This is a genomic window from Vagococcus sp. CY53-2 (assembly GCF_022604695.1).
Lineage (GTDB): Bacteria > Bacillota > Bacilli > Lactobacillales > Vagococcaceae > Vagococcus.
Map to the genome: position 1 here is coordinate 317,062 of NZ_JALAHP010000002.1, position 22,458 is coordinate 339,519.

The window sequence follows — 22,458 nt, forward strand, 5'->3', positions numbered from 1 at the left end:
TCGTTCTCTGAGCTATTTTAATACGTTGGGAGTAGTTTGATGAGGTTAACAAGTTGTGGTGTTATTGTAGAGTATAATCCATTTCATAATGGACATATCTACCATTTGAAAGAAGCAAGGAAAAAGTCAGAAGCAGATGTGTTAGTTGCGGTCATGAGTGGTAATTTTTTACAACGAGGAGAACCAGCTATCATTGATAAATGGCAAAGAGCCGAAACAGCCCTACATAATGGAGCTGATTTAGTTATAGAGTTGCCTTTTGCTTATGCGGTACAGTCAGCAGATTACTTTGCAAAAGGTGGTGTTAAGTTGCTTCATAGTTTAAACGTGGAGTCCCTTTGCTTTGGAACAGATTTAACACAGTCAATGGATTATGAATTATTTGGTCAAACATATGTAGAAAAAGAGGAACTTATTAATCAACGATACCAAGAAATAAAAAATAATGGACAGAGTTATCCGCAACAAATGACACAGATTTATAGGGAGTTATTACAACAAGTTCCGCTTGATTTCTCATCACCAAATCATATTTTAGGGATGGCTTATGCCAAAGAAAATGCAAGGTATAATAACCCGATGTCACTCATTCCTATTACTAGACAAGGTTCCGGTTATCATGATGAAACCATAAAGTCACAAGAGTTTTCTAGTGCAACAGCTATCAGGCAACGTGTTTTAGAAAAAGATATGACAAGTATTTCTCATACAGTACCAAGTGAAACACGTGAGTTTTTAAAAAATAATAACTTACATTCTTGGGAGGATTATTGGCCATTATTAAAGTATCACTTGTTAACTCACTCTTTTGAAGAATTATCTGATACTTATCAACTAAGTGAAGGAATTGAGTATCGATTGAAAGAATTGGTAAAAAAAGCGGCTAGTTTTTCAGATTTTATGTCTCTTGTTAAAACGAAACGGTACACATGGACAAGGTTACAACGTTTAGCAACATACTTATTATTAAATGTGACACAAGAAGAAATCGAGCAAGTTTGGACTCACTCCTATCTTAGAGTACTTAGTTTTAATGAAACAGGTAGGCAGTATCTAAAACAAGAAAAAAATATGAGCGAACTACCAATTATTACTAAAATTAGCCAAAAAAATGAACGTCAATTGTCTTTAGATATACGCGCTGGTCAGATTTATCAGTTAATTGAAAAAGATATTGCCAGTGAGCAAGATTATTATCGCTCACCCATTTATTTAAGAGAGGAGTGTTAACATGAGAGTGGTTTTTCATATTCATGATGAGTCAATGTGGATAACTTGTTTAGCAAATGTTAAAAATTTTTTAGAAATGGGTCAAGATGAGCAAGAGATTAAGGTCGAAGTGGTAGCAAATGGTCCAGCTATAAAGGGATACCTCAATGGGTCTATATGTCAAAAGATAGAACATTTTATCCAAACGGACCATGTTACTTTTTCAAGTTGTCAGAAAGCCATGGTAAATCAAGGAATAAAAGAGAGTGATTTTTTAACAAAGATAACAATAGTTCCCTCAGGTGTGTTTCGCTTAGTTGAGTTACAGCAACAAAAATTTGCCTATATAAAAGTGTAGCCTACCTGTTAGATAAAGGTGTGCTACACTTTTTTTAATTTATTGGTAGATGTCGTTGATAACACCAATTTGTTAGATGACTATCTAAAACAAGTGGTTGATCTTTTATAGTCGAAATTGATTGTGCTCCGACTAAAACCATTAAGTGTGTTAATTCTGCTTTGAAACGTTCAATTTGCTGAATCGTTTCATCCGTTCCTTTTGTTAAAATAAGATGTAGAAATTCACCAGATAATCCAGTTGCTACCGCGCCTAATCCAAAGCTTTTTAACATATCAAGTGGTGTTTTTATACCACCGGAGGCAACAATCGCTGCTTGTGATGAAAATTTTCTAGCTTCTAGTAGCGATTCAGCAGTTGTTTGTCCCCAATCATATAAATAAGAATATTCTTTCAGTTCTCGTCGTTGATTTTCGATTTCAATAAAGTTGGTGCCACCTTTTCCTGCCACGTCGATGATGGTTACCCCAACATCAATTAGTTGTTGAATCGTTTCTTTAGACATACCAAATCCAACTTCTTTAACAATCACAGGGACATTAAGTCTATTAACAATTGATTCAATATTTTTTAGCCAACTCGAAAAGTCACGATCACCCTCTGGCATAACGAGTTCTTGTGGTGTATTTAAATGAAGTTGTAAAGCATTTGCTTCAATCAAATCAACGGCTCTTTTAGCATTTTCAACAGAGTGATGGGCACCTAGATTGGCAAATATAACACCATTAGGGTTTGTTTTTCTGACAATTTTAAAAGATTCTTGCTGTTTCGTGTCATTTAAGGCAATACTGATAGAACCCACAGCCATAGCTACATTTGTTTCACGAGCCACATAGGCTAAGTTTTTATTGATGATAGTTGCTTTATCACTACCACCAGTCATAGCATTAATAAAAAAGGGAACAGTCAATTTTAAAGTACCCAAATTGGTGTGTAAGGATACATCCTTCACGCTAATTTCAGAGAAAGATTGATGAACAAATCTTACACCATCTAAGCCATTAGATTTGGATTGGTTGTATTGCATCTCAGCATAATGAATATGTTGATCTTTACGATTCCAAGAGGTTGTCATAGAACATTAAACCTCCGATACAATGGCTTGATGTGTGGTATTAGGAGTACGGTAAACTTTTAGTGGTAAATTTGTAATACCATGTTCTTCCCATTTTTTCAGTATTGAAGAAGCATTATCTTCTTTTTTAAATAAAACAATGCCGCAATCACCACCACCAGCACCAGAAGATTTAGCAGCTCCACCAAATTCTTCTGCACTTTGACACAAGTTTAATAAGGCTTCAGTTTCAATATCAACTCCACTTTTTTGTGCTAATGATGTGAGAAGAGAGCGATTCAAACGAATACCTTCTTGGAATGATTCAATGTTTCCGTCTTTGAAAGCTTTAATTAAATCTTTGACACATTTTGCACTTTTTTCTAAAAAGTCTCGGTAAAAACCGTTCATTTCATGTTGCTCATCGTTCATTGTGTCAACAAGTAACGTCGTTGAAGCTGGTGTTCCTGTCCAACCAATATACAAATCTAAATTCGTTGGGGCTTCAAGTGGTTCAATCATTAGTTTTGGCCATGGTTTTTTTAATAACTCTACCAAAGTAAGTGACTTATTTTCTAGGTGGTTTAATACCCAATCTTTTTCAAAGCATGAGTAAGCAACCCATCCTTCAAATGAACTGGCAGCTAGGTCTCCAAATGATCCGTTACTGTGCAATGAAAGATGAGTAATTGCTGCTAATTTATAAAGTAATTCTGCGTTATAGTTAATATCATAAAATTGTAACATGGCTTTAATAGTAGCAATAGTAACCGCACCACTTGAACCAAGCCCATATTTTCGTCCATCTTTATTATCTAATTCACTTTCAATCGTTAAATCAAAATATTTTAATGGTAATCCTAGTTCTTTTAAATACGATTCAACAATCATTACAGAGCTAGCAATGTAAGAAAAAGGATTATCGCGCTCATCCATGTAAAATTTTCCATTTTTTCTTGTCCACGGAATGGAAATACCATTTGAATAAGATGAACAAATGCTTCCTTGTGTATCTGCTTTTTTTAGCGTTACAGTAATAAATTGATCTAATGCAACGATTAGCGCAGGGTTTCCAGGTTCTAGTACAGCATATTCACCAGCTATGTACAATTTCCCTGGTGCACTTGCTTTAATCAAAAAAATCTCCCCTTTAGTAACTCCATTCTGTATCAGTTAATTGTTTAATTCCTTCTCCAACAGCGGAACAAATTAACTGATCATTTGTAAAACTTTCTTTTAATTTATCTAATATGTCAGACATTTGTGATTGCCTACATAATACTTTTACATTCGGTCCAGCGTCCATTGTAACATAACAAGGGATACCATTGTTACGAATTTCTTTCACTTTATTAATTGCTTTAACACTATCAGGTTCCCAGTATGAAATAGGAGGAGTTGCTCCAAGCATTGTTGCATGCATTTTCATCCCATTTGATTCGGTGATTTCTCCTAGCGTGATAAAATCTTTTTGTTTGATAGCCTCTTTCATAGCGATTAAATCCTTTTTCGCTTCAGTTACCCATACTGGGTAAAATGGTGAGGTATCGACTGTTAGTTTCATACCAACACGGCTTGATAATTTCTTTTTATGCTTGTTAATCGCAATGACAATCATTCCGATGTCCCATGATGCGTCATCAATTTCGATTGCGTAACTGGATTCAGATATATCTCCTTCTCCCATGTTCCATTCAACTAAACCACCGTAGATACTTCTAGTTGAACTTCCACTTCCACGACGAGCGTAAGTAGAGAGGGTTTGTTTGTCTAAATTAAGTTGCCAAGCAGTATTTGCAGCACCAGCAAGGGCAGCAAAAGCTGAAGCAGAAGAAGCAAGACCTGCAGCAGTTGGTACATGATTGTAGCTTTCAATTTTAGCATGTACATCTCTGTTTGCTGTTTGACGAAATAAATCAAGAAAGCGGCTAATTTTTTTTGTTTCGTCTTTATTTTGTTTTATTCCATTTAGGAAAAATTCATCCGTTTCAAGATTAGAATCAAGAGTAACAGAGGTATCAGTATAAAAAGCATCTAAGGTTAAAGATAGACTACTATTCATTGGTAAAAAAAGATCACTATTTCTTTTACCCCAATATTTAATTAAGGCTATATTTGTATGGGCACGACAGCGTCCAATTTGTCTCATAATAGTTGTTCACTCATTTCATAAACCCATGTTTGTTTTGCTCCATGAACTTCTAAAGCTTGAGCAATTTCATGAGCCGATTTTTTATCCATCGCTAATGCTATCATACATCCACCACGACCGCCACCGGTTAATTTTGCCCCAAGAGCGCCATGACTTAGGGATTCTTCAACAAGTTTGTCTAATTTTTCGCTAGATACATCTAACTCTTTTAAGATATTGTGAGCTTGTGTCATATAATTACCTAAAATCGTTGCTTGATTAGTCTCTAATGCAACTTTTCCTTTTTTTGGTAAGTCACCAAGAGAGCTGATTAAAAATTGATAATGTAGAGAATTTTTTTGTTGTAGCTTTTGGTTAATACTTTCAACAGCCTCTTTTGTTTGTCCAGTTTCACCAGTATCGGCAACGACTAAGTAAGCTTCTAAAACCATATTTAAAGGAACCTCTTCTTGTCCTTTAATAAAATAATAAGGTGAAGAGGAACTTGTCATTAGGGCATCTAACCCACTTGGGTTACCATGAGCGATTTTTTCAGATGTGTTGACCAGTTCGAGTAGTTTTGATTGTGTTAATTCAGTATCAAAATAATCAAAAATCCCTCTAACAGTCGCCACAGCAACTGCAGCACTTGATCCCATACCGCGTTCAGCAGGAATGGTGCTCTTTATAGTGATAGATAAAGGATAAGTTTCTTGATTTAATGTCTTCAGACTTAGGTGAATCGCTTCTTTTAAGCTATCTAATAACTCTGGCATATCATCAAGTAATCCAGTATAAAAGTCACAAGAGATAGTTTGATGAGATGTCGCTTTTTCTACGATTGTTTGGATAGATGTTTTAGGAAAAGGTATAGCAATCGACGGATAATTATAAACTACTGCATGTTCTCCTAGCAAGATAATTTTTCCATGTGATTGCCCCATTCCAGTTTGTTTTGGTACCATGTACAAACTCCTTTTATAACGTGACATGTTTCATAAAAAATGAATCTCTCTTAGCATAATACAATAAATGACTATATAACAACTAAAACTAGCCAATATTTTATAAATTCTTATATTATTTTTAGAAAAAAATGTTTAATGAACGAATCATAGTTATATGTTTTTTTATATTAGACAATGAACAATTGAAAAAGTTTTAATTAATAAAATGGAGGAGGTTATATGAATAAAAGTATGATTGATTCAATCCCCTGGAATGGTTGATACTAGTAGTTACGTACTTGTTAGTATATTATCTTTTCCAATTACTTTGTTAGGTACATATGCTGTAAAAAATGTTTCTATGATAGATTGGCTTCACAAAAAATTTCCAGTATACCATTATCAGTTGCCTTTACCATAAATATGGTATTGTTTTAAATTCTACTGATAGGCATATTACCTTCGTGGGGGAATCTTTTAATATCGTGTTAACATTGTTAATGGTTTTATGGTCTGTTTTATCGAGTTTATCAGAGCTTTACTTTTTAAATAAAGCATAAAACATTCTACTAACTGTTATCTATCAGCTAGTAGAATGTTTTAATTATTTAGTTGCTTCTTGAAGAATATTGATTTTTTCAATCTTAATATCTTTTTTAGGTTTATCATTTTCTCCTGTTTCAGCTTTTGCAATGTTATCAACAACATCCATGCCTTCAATAACTTGTCCAAACACAGTATGTCTTCCATCTAAGTGAGGTGCGCCACCTTTTTTATAAGCGTCGATAATTTTAGTTGGAACATCTTCTGCTAATAATCCATCAGACATGTCATCACTATTTTGAACGATAAAGAATTGACTCCCATTTGTATTTGCACCAGAGTTTGCCATAGATAGAGCACCTCTTAAGTTGTACAATTGATTTGAGAATTCATCTTCAAATGGTTTATTCCAAATACTTGCTCCACCTGTTCCGTTTCCTTCAGGATCGCCACCTTGAATCATGAAATCATTTATAACACGATGGAAAATTAACCCATCATAGTACCCATCTTTTGCGTGTGTCATAAAGTTTTCCACAGCTTTAGGAGCAATTTTAGGGAATAATTTAATTTTGATTGAGCCTTCTGTTGTCACCATTTCAACCAAGTCTTCATCTTTTGCTACCTCAGTTGATAATTGTGGTAGCTCTAAAGAATTAATATCTACTGATTCTGAAGTTGCTGTACTTGAAACAGCTGTTGATTGTTCTGTTTTACTTGTTGCAGTTTCTTTTTTTGCTGAATCGTTATTACCACAAGCGGAAAAGAGAGCCAAAGATAAAAGAAGAGTTGTTGAAGCAATTAGCCATTTATTATTTTTCATTAATAAAGCCTCCGTATGTTATTTAATTTATAACCTCCTCATAATAGTAACAGACTTTAAAACTCTTGCCAATTACAAAAGGAGGTATAAAAGTAATTATATTAAAAATAAAAACAGTTTCATCAACAATTTTTATGTAATTTTTTTGTTTTAGTTGCGTTAATGAATAAAAGCCTATATTCTATAGTATGGAACTAGGTTCAATAGTAGGAAAGCAAAGTGAAGAATTGATGAACTTTGTAGACAAACAAAAAATGAACCGATACAATAGAAAAGAGATTTTAATAGAAAAGAGGTGGACTAACATGTCCATGTTTTTAGATCAAGTCACAATTGATGTGAAAGCCGGTAATGGTGGAGACGGAATGGTGGCATTTAGACGAGAGAAATATGTTCCAGATGGAGGACCAGCTGGTGGAGATGGTGGTCGTGGTGGAAGTATTATATTTCAAGTAGATGAAGGATTACGAACTTTAATGGATTTTAGATACAATCGTCACTTTAAAGCACATCCAGGGGAACATGGGATGAGTAAAGGGATGCATGGTAGAGGAGCAGAAGATACTTATGTCAGTGTCCCACCAGGAACGGTTGTAAGGGACGTTGAGACAGGTCAAATTTTGGGTGATTTACTAGTCAAGGGGCAAACACTTTTAGTGGCTAAAGGCGGTCGTGGTGGTCGCGGAAATATTCGATTTGCGACACCAAGAAATCCTGCACCGGAAATATCAGAAAATGGTGAACCAGGACAAGAAAGAAAAATCGAGTTAGAATTAAAAGTTTTAGCTGATGTTGGTCTTGTTGGGTTTCCTTCAGTTGGAAAATCAACGTTGTTATCTATTGTATCAAAAGCTAGACCCAAAATTGGCGCGTACCATTTTACAACGATTGTTCCTAATTTAGGAATGGTCACAACAAGTGATGGACGCAGTTTTGTTATGGCTGATTTACCAGGATTAATCGAAGGAGCTTCTGAAGGAGTAGGACTTGGAACGCAATTCTTACGCCATATTGAGCGAACACGCGTTATTTTACATGTGGTTGATATGAGTGGAATGGAAGGGCGAGATCCATTTGAAGATTACTTATTGATTAATAAAGAGCTAGAATCTTATGATTTACGTTTGATGGAAAGGCCACAATTAATTGTGGCTAATAAAATGGATATGCCAGATTCAGAAGAAAATTTAGCCATTTTTAAAGAAAAATTAGCAGAGTTGAAAACAGATGAATGGGAAGATGATATTAAAATATTCCCAATTTCAGGTGTCACACAACAAGGTGTTGCGCCATTGTTAAATGCAACGGCTGATTTATTGGAAGTAACACCAGAATTTCCTCTTTATTTTGAAGATGAAGAAGAGGATGATGTGGTTAACTATACCTTTACAGAAGATGAACCTGAATTTGTGGTATCTCGTGAAGATGATGCGACATGGGTCTTATCAGGTGATAAACTTGAAAAATTATTTGTTATGACAAACTTTGATAGAGAAGAAAGTACCATGAAATTTGCTCGTCAATTACGTGGAATGGGTGTAGACGAAACACTTAGAACGATGGGAGCAAAAGACGGTGATTTAGTTCGTATCAAAGATTTTGTGTTTGAATTTGTGGATTAATCAAAATGAGAAAGAGTTATTCTTTCTCATTTTTTTATTTTTTAAGGTGCGATACTCTGTAAAAATTGATACAATAGTTGTTATAATTAAAAAGAATGAAAGAAAAGCAGGGGAAAAATGGAATTACAATTTTTAGGAACAGGTGCAGGAGTACCTGCCAAGCAACGTAATGTGACTAGCATTGCTTTAAAGTTATTAGATGAAAGAAATGAAGTTTGGTTATTTGATTGTGGGGAAGGAACACAGCAGCAAATACTGCACACGACCATTCGTCCTCGAAAAATCGCTAAAATATTTGTGACGCATTTACACGGGGATCATATCTTAGGATTACCAGGGCTTATTAGTAGTCGTTCATTTCAAGGAGGGTCAGACCAACTTGAAATATATGGGCCAAAAGGAATCAAAGACTATATTGAATTAACTCTTAGGATTTCTGATACACATTTAAAATACCCTATTAAATTTATTGAAATAGATAAATCAGGGCTTATTTTTGATGATAAAACCTTTAGTGTGTATTGTGATTATTTGGATCACCGGATTGAATGTTTTGGTTACAGAATAGTAGAAAAAGATTATCCTGGTGAATTAAATGTTCAAAAATTACGTGAAGAGCAAATTATGCCAGGACCGATTTATAAAAAAATAAAAGACGGTGACATAGTGACTCTACCTGACGGACGAATAATTAATGGAAAAGATTATTTAGGCCCTAATATCAAAGGTCGTATTGTGACGATATTAGGTGATACTAGAACACATCCTAATTGCTACACATTAGCCGAACAAGCGGATTGTTTAGTACATGAGAGCACATTTAGTGCCTCAGAAGGTAAGTTAGCGAGAAATTATTATCATTCCACCAGTTTACAAGCAGCAACAGTAGCTAAGAAAGCAAACGTTAAGCAATTGTATTTAACGCATATTAGTGCACGATACTTAGGAAGACAGGCACTTGAATTACAACATGAAGCACAGACTGTGTTTAAATCTTCTACAATTGTAAAAGATTTTGATGTGTTTGATATTCCTTTAACAAAATAAAAAGGAGGAGTCAAATTGACAGTAAAAACATTGAAAAATAACTATGTATTAATCACAGGAGCATCTAGTGGACTGGGTGAAATGATTGCTTATGAGGCGGCAAAAAAAAATGCCTCTTTAATATTATGTGCTAGAAATATGGAAAAATTAAAAAAAGTGGCAAGTATATCTCAAGCTATGACAACGGGGAAAGTATTGATTCAGTCATTGGATATTTCTGATTATAATAGTGTAGAACAATTAATGACATTTATTGAAGAAAATGAGCTACCTATTGATGTATTAGTTAATAATGCAGGGGTTGGTATTTTTAAACCATTTTTAGAGACAAGTCAAGAAGAGATAGATATGATGTTTTCAGTTAATATTTTAGGATTAATGACTTTAACGCAAAAAGTAGCTGTGATGATGGCTGAAAATAAAAAAGGTCATATCATTAATATCGCATCACAAGCAGGAAAAATGGCAACACCGAAATCTAGCGTGTATGCGGCAACAAAATTTGCTGTGATTGGATGGTCCAATGCACTAAGATTAGAATTAAAACCATTTGGTATTAAAGTGTTAACCGTTAATCCTGGACCGATGAGAACGAATTTTTTCGATACAGCAGATCCAACAGGTGACTATTTAAAACAAGTTTCAGCGTTTGTTACAGAACCTGAGCGATTAGCTAAGAAGGTTGTTAATACGATTGGTAGTAATAGACGTGAAATTAATACACCATGGATGATGGAAGTTGGCAGTATTGGTTACACGTTATTTCCAAGAGTGGGTGACTTTTTAACTGGGGGATTATTTAATAAAAAATAAGGAGTGACATAAATAAAATGAAAAATACAACTAAAACGATTGTGATATTATTACTATTGTTTGTCGTCGTGTTATTTGCTGTGATTAATGCTCAACCTATTGCGATTAATTTTATCTTTACTAAACAAAGGGTACCATTAGTATTAATCATTATTACTTCAGTCATCATTGGAGCATTAATCGCTTTAATAGGCACTATAGGTACTATCTGGAAGAAAAATCGTTTAGTGAAAGAATTAAATCAACAATTAGTTGATTCAAAAAATACTCAATTAGAAGGGGATGACAACCAACAACGAGTTGAATTAGAGCAAAAGTTAAAAGAAAGTCAGCTTGAGATTTCTGATTTAAGACACAAGTTAGTCAACCAAATGATGTCTAGTTCAACAACTACGTCAACTCCTGAAGAAGAACCTGAAATTGTTGAAGTAACAAAGAAGGATTGATAGTATGTTACGAGTAGAAAAAAGGGAGTTACATCAGGTTGATTATCGAATCTTATTGCCAGTTTTTTTATTAAGTATTATTGGGTTAATGTCAATGTATGTTGCTATTAGTGGGGAGTATTCTTCTGCTGAGGCCATAAAAAAAATGATGCAGCAAATTTTATGGTATGCCATTGGGGGAATTGCTTTATATGTCACAATGGTGATTAAACCGGATACCATTTGGAAATTAATACCATATGCCTATATTATAGGGATTATATTAATGATTGCGCTACTGTTTTTTTATGATGCAGCTCTTGCTATAGAAACAGGATCGAAAAATTGGTTTCGATTTGGACCATTAACGTTTCAACCAGCAGAACTAGTCAAAATATTATATATATTAATGCTATCATACGTCGTGACAAGGCATAATCAAGAATTTGGAAAACGAGATATGAAAACGGATGGATTATTAATAGGTAAGATGTTGTTGGTTACCTTGCCTATTGCTATATTACTTAATCTACAAAATGATTTTGGAACGATGTTAGTATTTTTGGCTATATTAGGAGGTATATTTTTAGTTTCTGGTATTTCGTGGAAAATTGTATTATCCGTTGTGGGAATCTTTTTAGTATTAGGTGTCACACTGATTTTTTTAGTGACAACAGAAAATGGTCGTCAATTTTTGTACAGATTGGGATTTAAATCTTATCAGTTTGCTAGAATTGATGCATGGATTAATCCATTTTTTGATCCGACAGGTCAATCCTATCAACAAGTTCAAGCATTATTAGCTATAGCGACTGGTGGCTTTTTTGGTAAAGGATTCAATGTATCTGATGTTTATGTTCCTGTTAGATCATCTGATATGATTTTTTCAGTAATTGCGGAAAATTTTGGTTTTGTGGGTAGTATTTTCGTGATTCTTTTATACTTACTACTGATTTATCGAATGATTCATGCCTGTTTTGAAACAAAAAATGTATTCTTTTCTTATGTGACAGCTGGTGTGGTGATGTTGATTCTTTTCCATGTTTTTGAGAATATTGGAGCAAATATTGGTTTGCTTCCCTTAACTGGAATTCCTTTACCTTTTATTAGTCAGGGTGGTTCAGCTTTAGTCAGTAATATGATTGGTGTGGGCTTAGTTATGAATATGAGATATCATTATTCATCGAAAAAAACAAGCTAGCGTAGTTTAATAACTATGTTAGCTTGTTTTTGTAGCTTAATTTGTTGAAAAAATAATATTGGCTTGTTTATTACTAATATGATGTTGTGAGTCATTTTTATTAATCTTAAATATAATTAATTCATTGAAGTCATCGATATCTAAAATAGTGATGGTATCACCAATAGATAAGTTGATACTATCCAGATAAGTTAAGACAGATACATCATCCATCACTCGTCCAATAATTGGCATATCGCCAATTTTAAATTCAGTTAAGGGAATAATCGCTTGTTCGCGGTAATTTTCTTCTGTTGGGATAATACCACCATGGGGACAATTTGTTGGGTTACCTAGATAGTCATAGAGTCTATCAAAAAAGACAGAGTCTTTGACATGTTCTAATTCTTCAGATAAATGGTGTAAATCATATAAAGAGTATCCCAATTTATCATATAAGAATGTTTCGATGATACGATGATTTCGAATGATGATAATTGTTTGATTTAATCCTTCTAAAGTTAATTTAGCACCAGTATAAGGTTTATACTCAATCAAGCCATCTTTCTGCAGTTTTTCAACCATTTCACTAACAGATGCTGGGGATACATGAAGATGTTGGGAGAGTGTCTTGTTTGAAACAAATTCGTCAATTCCATTATTTTCATAAATTGCTTTTAAATAGTCTTCTTTATTGGAAGATCTTGACATGCTTGTCCCTCCTACAAAATAATTGCTAAAATATATTAACTAATTTATTCTATCATAAAATTTAAAATTATATTAGAAAAAAGAAAAAATGAATCTTTTTTTTAATAATTGATATGCTATACTATAAACGTATTAAATAAAGAAGTGAAGGTGAGAAAATGACAACTTTTTATTGGTATCCTAAATGTTCAACTTGTAAAAAAGCGATAGCTTGGTTAGATGAACATAATATTGAGTATAACTTAATAGATATGATTGAATCACCACCTACAAAAGAACAATTAATTCATTGGATGGAGACAAATGACTATCCAATTCGTCGTTTTTTTAATACAAGTGGTGTACGTTATAGAGAACAACATTTAAAAGAAATTGTAAATGATTTTTCTAAAGAAGAGGCTGCAACACGTTTAACTGCTGACGGTATGTTGATTAAGCGACCTATTTTAGAAGTAGGAGATAAAGTGTTATTAGGCTTTAAAGAAACAGATTATGAGTCATTATTGTTAAACTAAATAAGGAAGTGTTAATATGTCAGAAGAAACATTATGGGTTAAAGACGTTGAGAAGGGGAAAATGGTTGGCTTAACTTCTACAGCTCAAGACGATTTAGGAAGTATCACATTTGTGATGTTGCCAAAAGTAGGTAAAGAGATAAAAATAGGCGATCCTATCGTTGAATTAGAAGCTGAAAAAGCAGTTGTTGAATATGATTCACCTGTTTCAGGTACTATTGTATCCATTAACGAAGAAGCTGAAAAAAATCCTAAGTTACTTGATGAAAAAGATGCTTGGCTATGTATTATTAAATAGAAAAGAACCCACATAATGTGTGGATTCTTTTTTATTTTCTGTCCTTATCAGTAGGGGATGGCTTGACTGAAAAATTAACGGTTGTTTTTTCTTTTTCAGGTTTATCTTTTTTATCCTCTTTTGGTTCTATTGCAAATTCTTCAAACATCTTTTCAAGTGAGTCTTTTCGTTTAAATGTTAATCCCATTTATAATTCCTCCCAGGTTATAGGTTTGATATAGTGATTGGGTTGAGCTTTATACCTGTCAAAATTTGTTTCTTTCTTTAATAACCAGTCTACCAATGTTTTACCAATTATTGGTCCAGTTGTCAAACCAGAAGACCCTAAGCCACTGGCAACCCACAAGTTTTTAAGGCCTTTTACTTCGCCAAAAAATGGTAAAAAATCTGATGTGTAAGCACGAGTTCCCACTCTGTGTCGTGTGATAGGTAATTCAACTAAAGAATTAATAGTATCACTTGCCACCAGTTTTAGATGCTCTAATTGTGTATAATCGGGTGTTAAGTCAAATCCTTCATCATTTTCATGAGTAGCACCAATTAATATGTTTCCATCATAAAAAGGGATGATATCAGATTCTCCAACAGGCATGATAACAGGTAAATCTGCTGTAGAAAGATTAGATTGTACTTCAATGAGTTGTCCTTTTTGTGGTCTAATATCAACATGATAGTGAAGTGGTTCTAACAACTGAGGTAACCATGCTCCAACACTTAAAATTAATGAATCAAACATCAAAATGTCATGTTTAGTATGGACGTTCCATTGATGATTCATATATTCTATCTTGGATACGCTCGTTTTTATTAACTGATCACTTTCTTTTAAAATAGAATGAATCCCATTGATTAGTTGTTCTCCATCAATTTTAGCACCACCTGTAATAAATAAGGCATCATCTGTTGATGTGATAAATGGGTACAATTGGTTGATTTCTTTGTCTGATAGATGAGAGATATCGCCAATTTCTGGAGCATCTACTAAACGTTTGTGAGCCATTGATTCTAATTTATCAAGAAGTTTAGGCGTTTTTTTATAAAGTAACGTTCCAGTTTTATGATAGATTTTTGTTGTATCTAAAAAATCTGATAAATCTGACATGTACCGAGTGTAAAACTTAGCCCCTTCTTTAGCTAGAAAGTACCACTCCTTATTTCTTCTTTGTGATAACCAAGGTGAAATGATACCGGCAGCAGCTGAGCTGGCTTGACCAGTTCCATCATCAAACAAGGTGACATCAATAGTTGGTTCCTGAGATAAATAAAAGGCGGCAGTTGAACCAACAATACCGCCACCTATAATTCCTACTTTATGTTTTAATGACATATTATCATATCCTTTTAGCTTTATTTACTTGGATAAAAAGGCTCGACATGGACATCAATGTCAAAAATATCATATTTTTCTTTTAGCTCAGTTTCTAATTGATCGACTAATTGATGACTATTTTCAACAGTTAGAGTTGGATTCATTGAGACAACAACGTCTAAGAACACATTAGCCCCTAAACTTCTAGCACGAATGCTAACGACATCCATAATACCATCCATATTCAGGATATCATTTTTATATACTGTTAACAAATCTTTATCAAAACCATCAGATAAATAAAATGTACTTTCTTTGAAAATTTCATAAGCTGTTTTCAAAATGATACAGCCAATAATAATCGCAGTTAATGTATCAAGCCAACCTAATTTAAATGAAGCAGCAAAAACAGCAATAGAAGTACCAATACTTGTTAGCATGTCACTAAAATTGTCTTTGGCGACGGCATGTAAAGCTTGACTGTTATTTTTTTCTGCAATTTTTTTATTAATCAAGTAAACCCCATACATAATTGAAGCAGAAAATAGACCAACATAGGCAGCTAATTGACTTGGTTGTTCCATTTGCCTATCTACAATAGAACGGATACCATCCATCACCACTTGAACCCCCACAGCAAACATAATTAAAGAAGTTAATAAAGAGGCGACGTTTTCTGCTTTCCAATGCCCATATCGATGCTCATTATCAGCAGGTTTACGAGAAACTTTTAGTCCAATTAAAACAGCAATAGAAGCAATCATATCTGTGAAGTTATTCAACCCATCAGCAGATAAAGCTTGAGATTTACCATAATAACCAGCAGCTAATTTGATAAAAGCTAAAAAAATGTACGTAAAAATACTAATAAGGGCGCCTTTTTCTGCTTGTTTAATTTCATTAATCCTTTTTGTCAATAAACTCACTCCTTAAATGATACGAGAGTTAGTATAACAGACAAATGACCATTTAGAACAGATAGAAAAAAATATTAAGGCAACCTAAAAAATAAAATAAAAAGCCCCAAAATTAATTGAGACTAAGCTGCAGGATTAATTAATACCCCGTTAATATTATGGACTGTTGTTAAATTAATACGTTCATCATATTTTTCATCTGTTCCTTTTTTAGAAAAATTAAAGTATAGGTCATCCCCGTTATAAACTAATTCAAAAAAGTCGATATCATCATAGATAAAACGTTCAGAATTATTATAGATAACGACAATTCGTCCTTTTGTAATATATAAATTTGATAATAATACTTTATTTTTTAACTCAATAAGTGAATGTTTTCTTGGCATAATTATCTCTCCTTTTGTATGTAGTGTATCATAAATAACAGAGTTGATAAAATAATTAGAAATTATTCAAACGTTAGAGTTTCTAAACGATCAAAAGCTTCTTCTAAAACAGGAATATCTTGTGTCGCTGCTAATCGAATAAAGTTTGAACCACTTTCTCCAAAGGCTTGACCTGGGATAACAAGAATTTGTTTTTCTGTTAATAATTTCTTAGAAAAGGCGACAGAGTCCAAACCTGTCCGACTAATGTTAATGAAGGCATAAATACTTCCTTTTAGTGAGTGAACACTTAAAAATGGAATGTCTTGGATACGTTTTTCAATATATTCTAAACGTTCTTTAAATAAATGAACCACTTCTTTTGATACATCTTGATAGTGGTCTAAAGCATAAATACCAGCCCGCTGAGAAGGAGTAGGAGCAGAGTAAGTCACATCTTCAGATAATAAATGACAGGCATCGTTAATATATTTTGGTGCAATCATATAGCCTATTCTCCAACCAGTCATAGCAAATGTTTTTGAAAAACTACTAAAGGTAATCGTATTATCTGGCGCTAATGAAGCCATAGGAGTAAAAGGTTCGCCAAAAGTGAATGCTTCATAAACTTCATCTGATAAGATAAATAAATTATGTGTTATTGCGAGTTCCGCTATTTTAGTTAAGGTACCTTTAGAAAAAACGGCACCAGTTGGATTATTTGGAGAGTTAATGATAATGGCTTTTGTTTTTGTCGTAATAGCTTTTTCTAAAATAATTGGATCAATTTGAAAGTCATCTTTCTCATAAGTTGGAATGATAATAGGTGTTCCACCAGCCTCAATAACTTGTGTTTTATAAGGAGAAAAGTAAGGTTCATGTATAATGACTTCATCTCCTTCATTTAATAAAACTTGAAGAGTAAGATACATACCTTGTAAAGCACCCACAGTAGCGCGTACTTGATTTTTTTCAAAAGATAAATCATATTGTTTTTTATAAAAATTGATAACGCTTGTTAAAAAGTCGTCACTTCCATCAGAAGCAGTGTAATGCGTGTGTCCGTTATAAGTGTCTTTAAATGCCGAGTCAATAATTTCTTTAGGAGTTGTGATGTCGGGATCGCCAATAGATAGATTTAATAGGTTAGGGGTTTTACTGGCTAAATCAGTAAATTCCATTAATAAATTTTCGCTTGGTATTTGGTAAAAAGTATTTAACATTGTTTTATTCATTGATATCCTCCTTAATAATAAAAAAAGTCAAAGGTTTCTCCTTTGACTTTTTTATAGTACTTTTTCTAAAAAGCCTTGTGTTCTGTCATTTTTTGGGTGTAAAAAGATATCATCAGGGGCTCCTTCTTCTTGAATTACCCCTTTATCCATAAAAATCACTCGATCGGCTACTTCTCGGGCAAATCCCATCTCATGAGTCACGACGACCATGGTCATGCCTTCTTCGGCTAACGCATTCATAACGGCTAGAACTTCACCAACCATCTCAGGATCTAGCGCACTCGTTGGTTCGTCAAATAACATGACATCTGGATGCATCGCTAGGGCACGCGCGATCGCGACACGTTGTTGTTGACCACCAGATAAACTTTTTGGGTATTGATTGGCTTTATCTTTTAGTCCAACTCGTTCTAATAGAGCAAGTCCTTCTCTGTCAGCTATGTCTTGTGACTCATTTTTTACTTTTACTGGGCTAATAGTCAAATTTTCTAACACTGTTTTATGTGGGAAGAGGTTAAAGTTTTGGAACACCATCCCCATTTTTTGACGGAGTTGATTGATGTCTACTTTTGGATCAAGTAGGTTGGTTCCCTCAAATTCAATCATACCACTAGTCGGTGTTTCGAGTAAATTTAAACAACGTAGAAACGTACTTTTTCCGCTACCAGAAGGGCCAATCACTACAACCACTTCACCTGCTTTTATATCTAGATTAATTCCTTTTAAGACGTCATTATCACCAAAGGATTTTTTTAAATCGTGTATCTTAATCATTGGTACCAATTCTCCTTTCAGCTACACCTAATGCACGAGATAAGGTGAAGGTTAATACAAAATAAATCAATGATGCAATTAAAATTGGTAAGAATGGTTTGAAACTTGCACCACGTACTACGCCTGCTTGGAACATTAATTCAGATACCCCGATAACAGATACCACAGATGATTCTTTAATGACAGTCACAAACTCATTTCCTAAAGCAGGTAAAATATTTTTAATCGCTTGTGGCATGATAATATATCGCATCGCTTTTTTCTGACTCATACCTAGAGATCGTGCCGCTTCAGCTTGTCCTTTATCAACGGCGTTTAACCCAGCACGAATGATTTCAGCTACATAAGCCCCACTGTTTAGTGATAAGGCCACACAACTTGATGCAAGAGCACTTAGGTTAATTCCTAAAACATTTAGTCCAAAGAACACTAAAAAGATTTGAACCAGTAGGGGAGTCCCACGCACGTATTCGATGTAGATGACTGAAATCCACTTAAATAATTTATTTTTCGATTGTTTCATTAACGCAAGCAGTGTTCCTAAAATACTACCAAACAGTACCCCAATAATGGCTAGGAAAATCGTGTAGCCAGTCCCTTTAATGTAGTAGGGAGCATATTTTTTCATAAAAGACTCATCTTGGAACATATAAGGAATGACTTCTTTTTTGTACTCAGTCATTAAATCTTTATCATTAATTTCCTTTATAGAAGCATTAACTAAATTTAAAAAATCAGGTGCATTTTTTTGTATAGCCACTGCCGTTCCTTTATTTGCATTATCAAGTCTAATATCAGCAAACATTAATGAGTTGTCTTGTGTTAGGTAAGCTTCAGCGACTGGCTCTTCAATGACAGCAGCATCAATTTTCTTTTTTTGGAGTTGTAAAATAATATCAGGTACTTGTTGGAGAGAGACTGTATTGGCATGTAATTCATCGTTAGAAAGTTCTTCTTGCATGGATTGAACTTGTGCTCCAACTTTTATACCGTTAAAATCATCAACTGTTTTAAATTTATCTTTGTCTTCTTTTCTAATAACTATTTTTTGTTCGACTGTCATATAAGGATCAGAAAAATTAACTTCTTTTAATCGTTCTGGAGAGGGAGACATACCAGAGATAATTAAATCAATTTTTCCAGTTTTAAGCGCCCCAATTAACGCATCAAATCCATACTCTTCGACTTTTAATTTAACGCCCATATCATCTGCAATTTTTTGAGCGATTAAAATATCAGTCCCAACGACTTGATCTTTTCCATCCATTGTTGCGTGGAACTCATATGGAGCATAATCAGCAGACAAACCAACTGTCAATACCCCTTTATCTTTAATATTTTTCAAAATAGTCTCTTCTTCTGCAAATGTATGTAATGGCACTATAGTAGTTAGTACACCAATAATAAGTGTAAATAATAGCATTAACTTTTTTCTTAGTGAGCGTTTCATTACAAAACTCCTTTCTTTTTATCATGTTTTTCATTATAGAACAAATATAATTATTATTCAATATTTTTTGGATAAATGTATAAAAATGACTTATATTCAATTTTTTAAGACTGTTTATACATTTTAAGGATAATTATATTTTTATAATGATAAAAATTAAAAAATAATTAAAAATAGATTGAGTTTGTTATAATCAAGCAGGTTGAATAAACCTCATTAGATGGAAGAGGAGGAGTAGGATGAATAAAAAATAAAAATTGGGTTAGCGCTATTTGGTGCAACAGTACCGAGAAGATGCAAATCTTGTTGGGGTGCCTGATGGTAGAACCATTTATTGAGAGACGAATCAAGAAAAAAGATAAATATTTTGACAATTTAAACTTACGTAAAGCTCTATCATATGCAATAGATGGAGAAGCCATTATCAACCATGTACTAGGAGATGGATCTAAGATTGTATGCGGGATTGTATCTAAAGGGCTTTCGTCAAATCCCAAAACAGTAAAAGATTTTGTTGCAGATTCATAGAAGTACAAAGAGTTTGATGAAAAAAGAAAAAGAATATTTTGAAAAAGCTAAAAAAGAGTTGATTATTGATACGCATCGTTTCGAGATTTTAACAGATGATCATGACTCAACGAAAACATTGCTGAGTACATTCAAAGTGCTTATAAAGATGTATTAGGAATTGAAACAAACGTAGCAATTACCACAAAACCCATTCGTCCTGACTGTACGACTGCAAAAGGGGGGGAGATGGTCGTGACTGGTTGGGGAGCAAATTATAACGATGTGAGTTCATTCTTAAATTTATTTGTGACAGGAAATAGTTACAACAAAGGGAAATATTCTAATCCTAAATACGATAAATTAATCGAAGGATCTAGAACAACGCATGCAACTAATTTAGAAGCGAGATGGCAAAATCATTTGGATGCTGAAAAAGTATTGTTGGGTGAAGGTTATGCTGTCATTCGACTATATCAAGTAGTTGAAGGACATTTAATTAATCCTAAAACAAAGGATATGGTCGTCATGTTGCTGGAGCTCCCTATGATTATAAATATATGTCAGTAGAGTAATCATAAATTTGAGTATAGAGATTTTACTTAGAATAGTTTTTATATAATTAATCAATAAAATGTAACAAAGTACCCCGTTGAATTCATGTAAGAGTGAAGCTGAACGGAGGTGTTTTTTATTTTTAAATTTGTTTTGAGTATCAAATTAAAATGATTTTTGTTATAATTAGACAATAGTTACTGAATGTCTAGATGTCTAAAGGAGGCGTATTTGTATGTTACCACAAACAGGAGAAGTTATTATGAATTGGCTGCCATATATAGGCATTGCACTTGTTGTCGTTGTAGCTTTTTTATTGTTTAAGAAAAAAAAATCTAATGACGATGAAGAACAAAATGAACCATAACACAAGAAGCACCTTTTTAGGTGTTTTTTTGCTATAAAGAAAAGGAGAGATAATATGTCAAAACTACTAGAGCGTTTTATTACATATGTCAAACTAAATACACGTTCAGATGCAAGTAGTAGCACCATCCCAACGACTTATTCTCAAGTGGAATTTGCCTTAATATTAAAAAAAGAATTAGAAGAAATGGGATTAGATAGTATTTTTTATAATGAAAAAAATGGTTTTTTGACAGCCAAATTACCTAAAAATAGTGATGAAAAGGTGACGTCAGTTGGATTTATTGCACATTTAGATACAGCTGATTACAATGCTGATAATATCACACCACACGTCTTTTCTAATTATGATGGTGGTGATGTGGTATTGAATAAAGAAACGAACATCATCATGAAGGTGGATGAGTTTCCTAACTTGAAGGACTATGTAGGAGAAACATTAATTACAACTGATGGAACAACTCTCTTAGGTGCAGATGATAAGGCAGGAATTGTGGAAATATTAGAACTGTTGGACTATTTCATTAGTCATCCAGCGATTGAGCATGGAGATATTTATGTTGCTTTTGGTCCTGATGAAGAAATTGGAACAGGGGCAGACCATTTTGATGTATCATATTTTCCAGTGGACTATGCTTATACTATTGATAGTGGACGTATCGGACACTTTGAGTATGAAACGTTTAATGCTGCTCAAGCCACGTTAACGATAGATGGGACAAGCGTTCATCCAGGGACAGCATATGGCATGATGGTTAATGCATTAAAAGTGGCAATAAATATAGATGCACAACTTCCTCAATTGGATGTACCAGAAAAAACACGAGGTTACGAAGGATTTTATCTACTTCATGATTTAGAGGGAAGCATTGACTCAGCGACAATGACTTATATTATTCGAGATCATGATAAAGCTCGCTTTGCTGAGAGAAAAGACTATATGACACGACTTGTTGATGAAATGAATAAGACGTTTGATCGTCCAAGAATTTCTCTTCAATTAGTTGATCAATACTATAATATGAAAGACATCATAGAACAAGATATGAGAAGTGTTGATGTTGCTGTTAAAGCAATGAAACAGTTAAGTATTGACCCAATTATTACCCCTTTTAGAGGTGGAACAGATGGTTCAAAAATATCATTTATGGGTGTGCCTACACCAAATATTTTTACAGGTGGAGAAAATTTTCATGGGCAATATGAATTTATTACATTAGAATCGATGGAAACTGTTGCAAAATTATTGATAGAAATTGTTAAATTAAGTGATTAAAAGGAGGAACAATTTATGACTTAATGGT

The 22,458-nt window shown here is 33.6% G+C and carries 27 protein-coding genes; 14 read left to right on the top strand and 13 right to left on the bottom strand.

What is annotated here, in order from left to right; translation table 11 throughout:
* Positions 1-36: 36 nt before the first annotated feature.
* Together MN581_RS05395 and MN581_RS05400 are read left to right on the top strand one after the other, a co-directional pair.
* Entirely contained in the window at positions 37-1,230 is a 1,194-nt protein-coding gene (locus MN581_RS05395) for a nucleotidyltransferase (protein ID WP_199500885.1), read from the top strand.
* A 1-nt stretch (position 1,231) separates the two neighbouring features.
* On the top strand, positions 1,232-1,567 hold the full coding sequence (locus MN581_RS05400; RefSeq protein ID WP_241699344.1) for a DsrE family protein: 336 nt from the start codon (positions 1,232-1,234) through the stop codon (positions 1,565-1,567).
* Positions 1,568-1,601: 34 nt separating this feature from the next.
* Here MN581_RS05400 and fni read toward each other — a convergent pair whose 3' ends face one another.
* The 5 genes from fni to MN581_RS05425 all read right to left on the bottom strand — a co-directional run bounded on the left by fni (position 1,602) and on the right by MN581_RS05425 (position 7,065).
* The gene (gene fni / locus MN581_RS05405) at positions 1,602-2,642 is read right to left on the bottom strand and encodes a type 2 isopentenyl-diphosphate Delta-isomerase (protein WP_241699345.1); all 1,041 of its coding nucleotides are present in this window, start codon (positions 2,640-2,642) and stop codon (positions 1,602-1,604) included.
* A 6-nt stretch (positions 2,643-2,648) separates the two neighbouring features.
* Positions 2,649-3,758 (bottom strand): phosphomevalonate kinase, encoded by a 1,110-nt coding sequence (locus tag MN581_RS05410; protein WP_241699346.1) that lies wholly within the window; start codon positions 3,756-3,758, stop codon positions 2,649-2,651.
* Between the two features lie 13 nt (positions 3,759-3,771).
* Positions 3,772-4,773, bottom strand: coding sequence for a diphosphomevalonate decarboxylase (mvaD, locus tag MN581_RS05415; protein ID WP_199500891.1), 1,002 nt, complete (start codon positions 4,771-4,773; stop codon positions 3,772-3,774).
* Complete coding sequence (gene mvk, locus MN581_RS05420) at positions 4,767-5,717, bottom strand: mevalonate kinase (RefSeq protein WP_117972657.1); 951 nt, start codon at positions 5,715-5,717, stop codon at positions 4,767-4,769. The genes mvaD and mvk overlap by 7 nt, the downstream gene beginning before the upstream one ends.
* A 586-nt stretch (positions 5,718-6,303) precedes the next feature.
* Positions 6,304-7,065 (bottom strand): peptidylprolyl isomerase, encoded by a 762-nt coding sequence (locus tag MN581_RS05425; protein WP_117972658.1) that lies wholly within the window; start codon positions 7,063-7,065, stop codon positions 6,304-6,306.
* A 305-nt stretch (positions 7,066-7,370) separates the two neighbouring features.
* Between MN581_RS05425 and obgE the strand changes: the two genes are divergently transcribed.
* From obgE to MN581_RS05450, 5 genes are all read left to right on the top strand, one after another.
* Positions 7,371-8,687, top strand: a complete 1,317-nt coding sequence (gene obgE / locus MN581_RS05430) for a GTPase ObgE (protein WP_117972659.1) — start codon at positions 7,371-7,373, stop codon at positions 8,685-8,687.
* Between the two features lie 117 nt (positions 8,688-8,804).
* Positions 8,805-9,734: a ribonuclease Z gene (gene rnz, locus MN581_RS05435; protein ID WP_117972660.1), complete on the top strand. Its 930-nt coding sequence runs from the start codon at positions 8,805-8,807 to the stop codon at positions 9,732-9,734.
* 15 nt (positions 9,735-9,749) lie between these two features.
* Entirely contained in the window at positions 9,750-10,547 is a 798-nt protein-coding gene (locus MN581_RS05440) for an SDR family oxidoreductase (protein ID WP_256463836.1), read from the top strand.
* Positions 10,548-10,564: 17 nt separating this feature from the next.
* Positions 10,565-10,993, top strand: a complete 429-nt coding sequence (locus tag MN581_RS05445; protein ID WP_117972661.1) for a LapA family protein — start codon at positions 10,565-10,567, stop codon at positions 10,991-10,993.
* Between the two features lie 4 nt (positions 10,994-10,997).
* Positions 10,998-12,173, top strand: coding sequence for an FtsW/RodA/SpoVE family cell cycle protein (locus MN581_RS05450; protein WP_241699347.1), 1,176 nt, complete (start codon positions 10,998-11,000; stop codon positions 12,171-12,173).
* A gap of 36 nt (positions 12,174-12,209) precedes the next feature.
* Here MN581_RS05450 and MN581_RS05455 read toward each other — a convergent pair whose 3' ends face one another.
* Positions 12,210-12,863 carry a metal-dependent transcriptional regulator gene (locus MN581_RS05455; RefSeq protein ID WP_117972663.1) on the bottom strand — a complete coding sequence of 218 codons (654 nt, stop codon included), beginning with the start codon at positions 12,861-12,863 and terminating at the stop codon, positions 12,210-12,212.
* A gap of 158 nt (positions 12,864-13,021) precedes the next feature.
* On the opposite strand from MN581_RS05455, the gene MN581_RS05460 reads away from it, so the two are divergent.
* Positions 13,022-13,378 (top strand): arsenate reductase family protein, encoded by a 357-nt coding sequence (locus tag MN581_RS05460; RefSeq protein WP_117972664.1) that lies wholly within the window; start codon positions 13,022-13,024, stop codon positions 13,376-13,378.
* Positions 13,379-13,394: 16 nt separating this feature from the next.
* Positions 13,395-13,676 (top strand): glycine cleavage system protein H, encoded by a 282-nt coding sequence (locus MN581_RS05465; protein ID WP_117972665.1) that lies wholly within the window; start codon positions 13,395-13,397, stop codon positions 13,674-13,676.
* A 31-nt stretch (positions 13,677-13,707) separates the two neighbouring features.
* Here the strand turns inward: MN581_RS05465 and MN581_RS05470 are convergent, their stop codons facing one another.
* The 7 genes from MN581_RS05470 to MN581_RS05500 all read right to left on the bottom strand — a co-directional run bounded on the left by MN581_RS05470 (position 13,708) and on the right by MN581_RS05500 (position 19,726).
* A complete protein-coding gene (locus MN581_RS05470; protein WP_199500886.1) occupies positions 13,708-13,863 on the bottom strand; it encodes an SPJ_0845 family protein in 156 nt (51 codons plus the stop codon).
* Positions 13,864-15,003 (bottom strand): FAD-binding oxidoreductase, encoded by a 1,140-nt coding sequence (locus MN581_RS05475; protein ID WP_241699348.1) that lies wholly within the window; start codon positions 15,001-15,003, stop codon positions 13,864-13,866.
* 20 nt (positions 15,004-15,023) lie between these two features.
* Entirely contained in the window at positions 15,024-15,902 is an 879-nt protein-coding gene (locus MN581_RS05480; RefSeq protein ID WP_117972667.1) for a cation diffusion facilitator family transporter, read from the bottom strand.
* Between the two features lie 122 nt (positions 15,903-16,024).
* Positions 16,025-16,288: a hypothetical protein gene (locus tag MN581_RS05485; RefSeq protein WP_117972668.1), complete on the bottom strand. Its 264-nt coding sequence runs from the start codon at positions 16,286-16,288 to the stop codon at positions 16,025-16,027.
* A 62-nt stretch (positions 16,289-16,350) separates the two neighbouring features.
* Complete coding sequence (locus MN581_RS05490; protein ID WP_117972669.1) at positions 16,351-17,502, bottom strand: pyridoxal phosphate-dependent aminotransferase; 1,152 nt, start codon at positions 17,500-17,502, stop codon at positions 16,351-16,353.
* Between the two features lie 51 nt (positions 17,503-17,553).
* Positions 17,554-18,276 carry an amino acid ABC transporter ATP-binding protein gene (locus MN581_RS05495; RefSeq protein ID WP_241699349.1) on the bottom strand — a complete coding sequence of 241 codons (723 nt, stop codon included), beginning with the start codon at positions 18,274-18,276 and terminating at the stop codon, positions 17,554-17,556.
* Positions 18,269-19,726 (bottom strand): ABC transporter substrate-binding protein/permease, encoded by a 1,458-nt coding sequence (locus tag MN581_RS05500; RefSeq protein ID WP_241699350.1) that lies wholly within the window; start codon positions 19,724-19,726, stop codon positions 18,269-18,271. The genes MN581_RS05495 and MN581_RS05500 overlap by 8 nt, the downstream gene beginning before the upstream one ends.
* 318 nt (positions 19,727-20,044) lie before the next feature.
* Between MN581_RS05500 and MN581_RS05505 the strand changes: the two genes are divergently transcribed.
* From MN581_RS05505 to pepT, 5 genes are all read left to right on the top strand, one after another.
* Complete coding sequence (locus tag MN581_RS05505) at positions 20,045-20,254, top strand: hypothetical protein (protein ID WP_241699351.1); 210 nt, start codon at positions 20,045-20,047, stop codon at positions 20,252-20,254.
* A 13-nt stretch (positions 20,255-20,267) separates the two neighbouring features.
* Entirely contained in the window at positions 20,268-20,411 is a 144-nt protein-coding gene (locus MN581_RS05510; RefSeq protein ID WP_158559381.1) for a hypothetical protein, read from the top strand.
* A 77-nt stretch (positions 20,412-20,488) separates the two neighbouring features.
* Positions 20,489-20,803 carry a hypothetical protein gene (locus MN581_RS05515; RefSeq protein ID WP_158559383.1) on the top strand — a complete coding sequence of 105 codons (315 nt, stop codon included), beginning with the start codon at positions 20,489-20,491 and terminating at the stop codon, positions 20,801-20,803.
* Positions 20,804-21,023: 220 nt separating this feature from the next.
* Positions 21,024-21,155: an LPXTG cell wall anchor domain-containing protein gene (locus MN581_RS05520; RefSeq protein WP_117972674.1), complete on the top strand. Its 132-nt coding sequence runs from the start codon at positions 21,024-21,026 to the stop codon at positions 21,153-21,155.
* Positions 21,156-21,209: 54 nt separating this feature from the next.
* A complete protein-coding gene (gene pepT, locus MN581_RS05525) occupies positions 21,210-22,430 on the top strand; it encodes a peptidase T (protein ID WP_117972675.1) in 1,221 nt (406 codons plus the stop codon).
* The last annotated feature ends 28 nt before the right edge of the window (positions 22,431-22,458 follow it).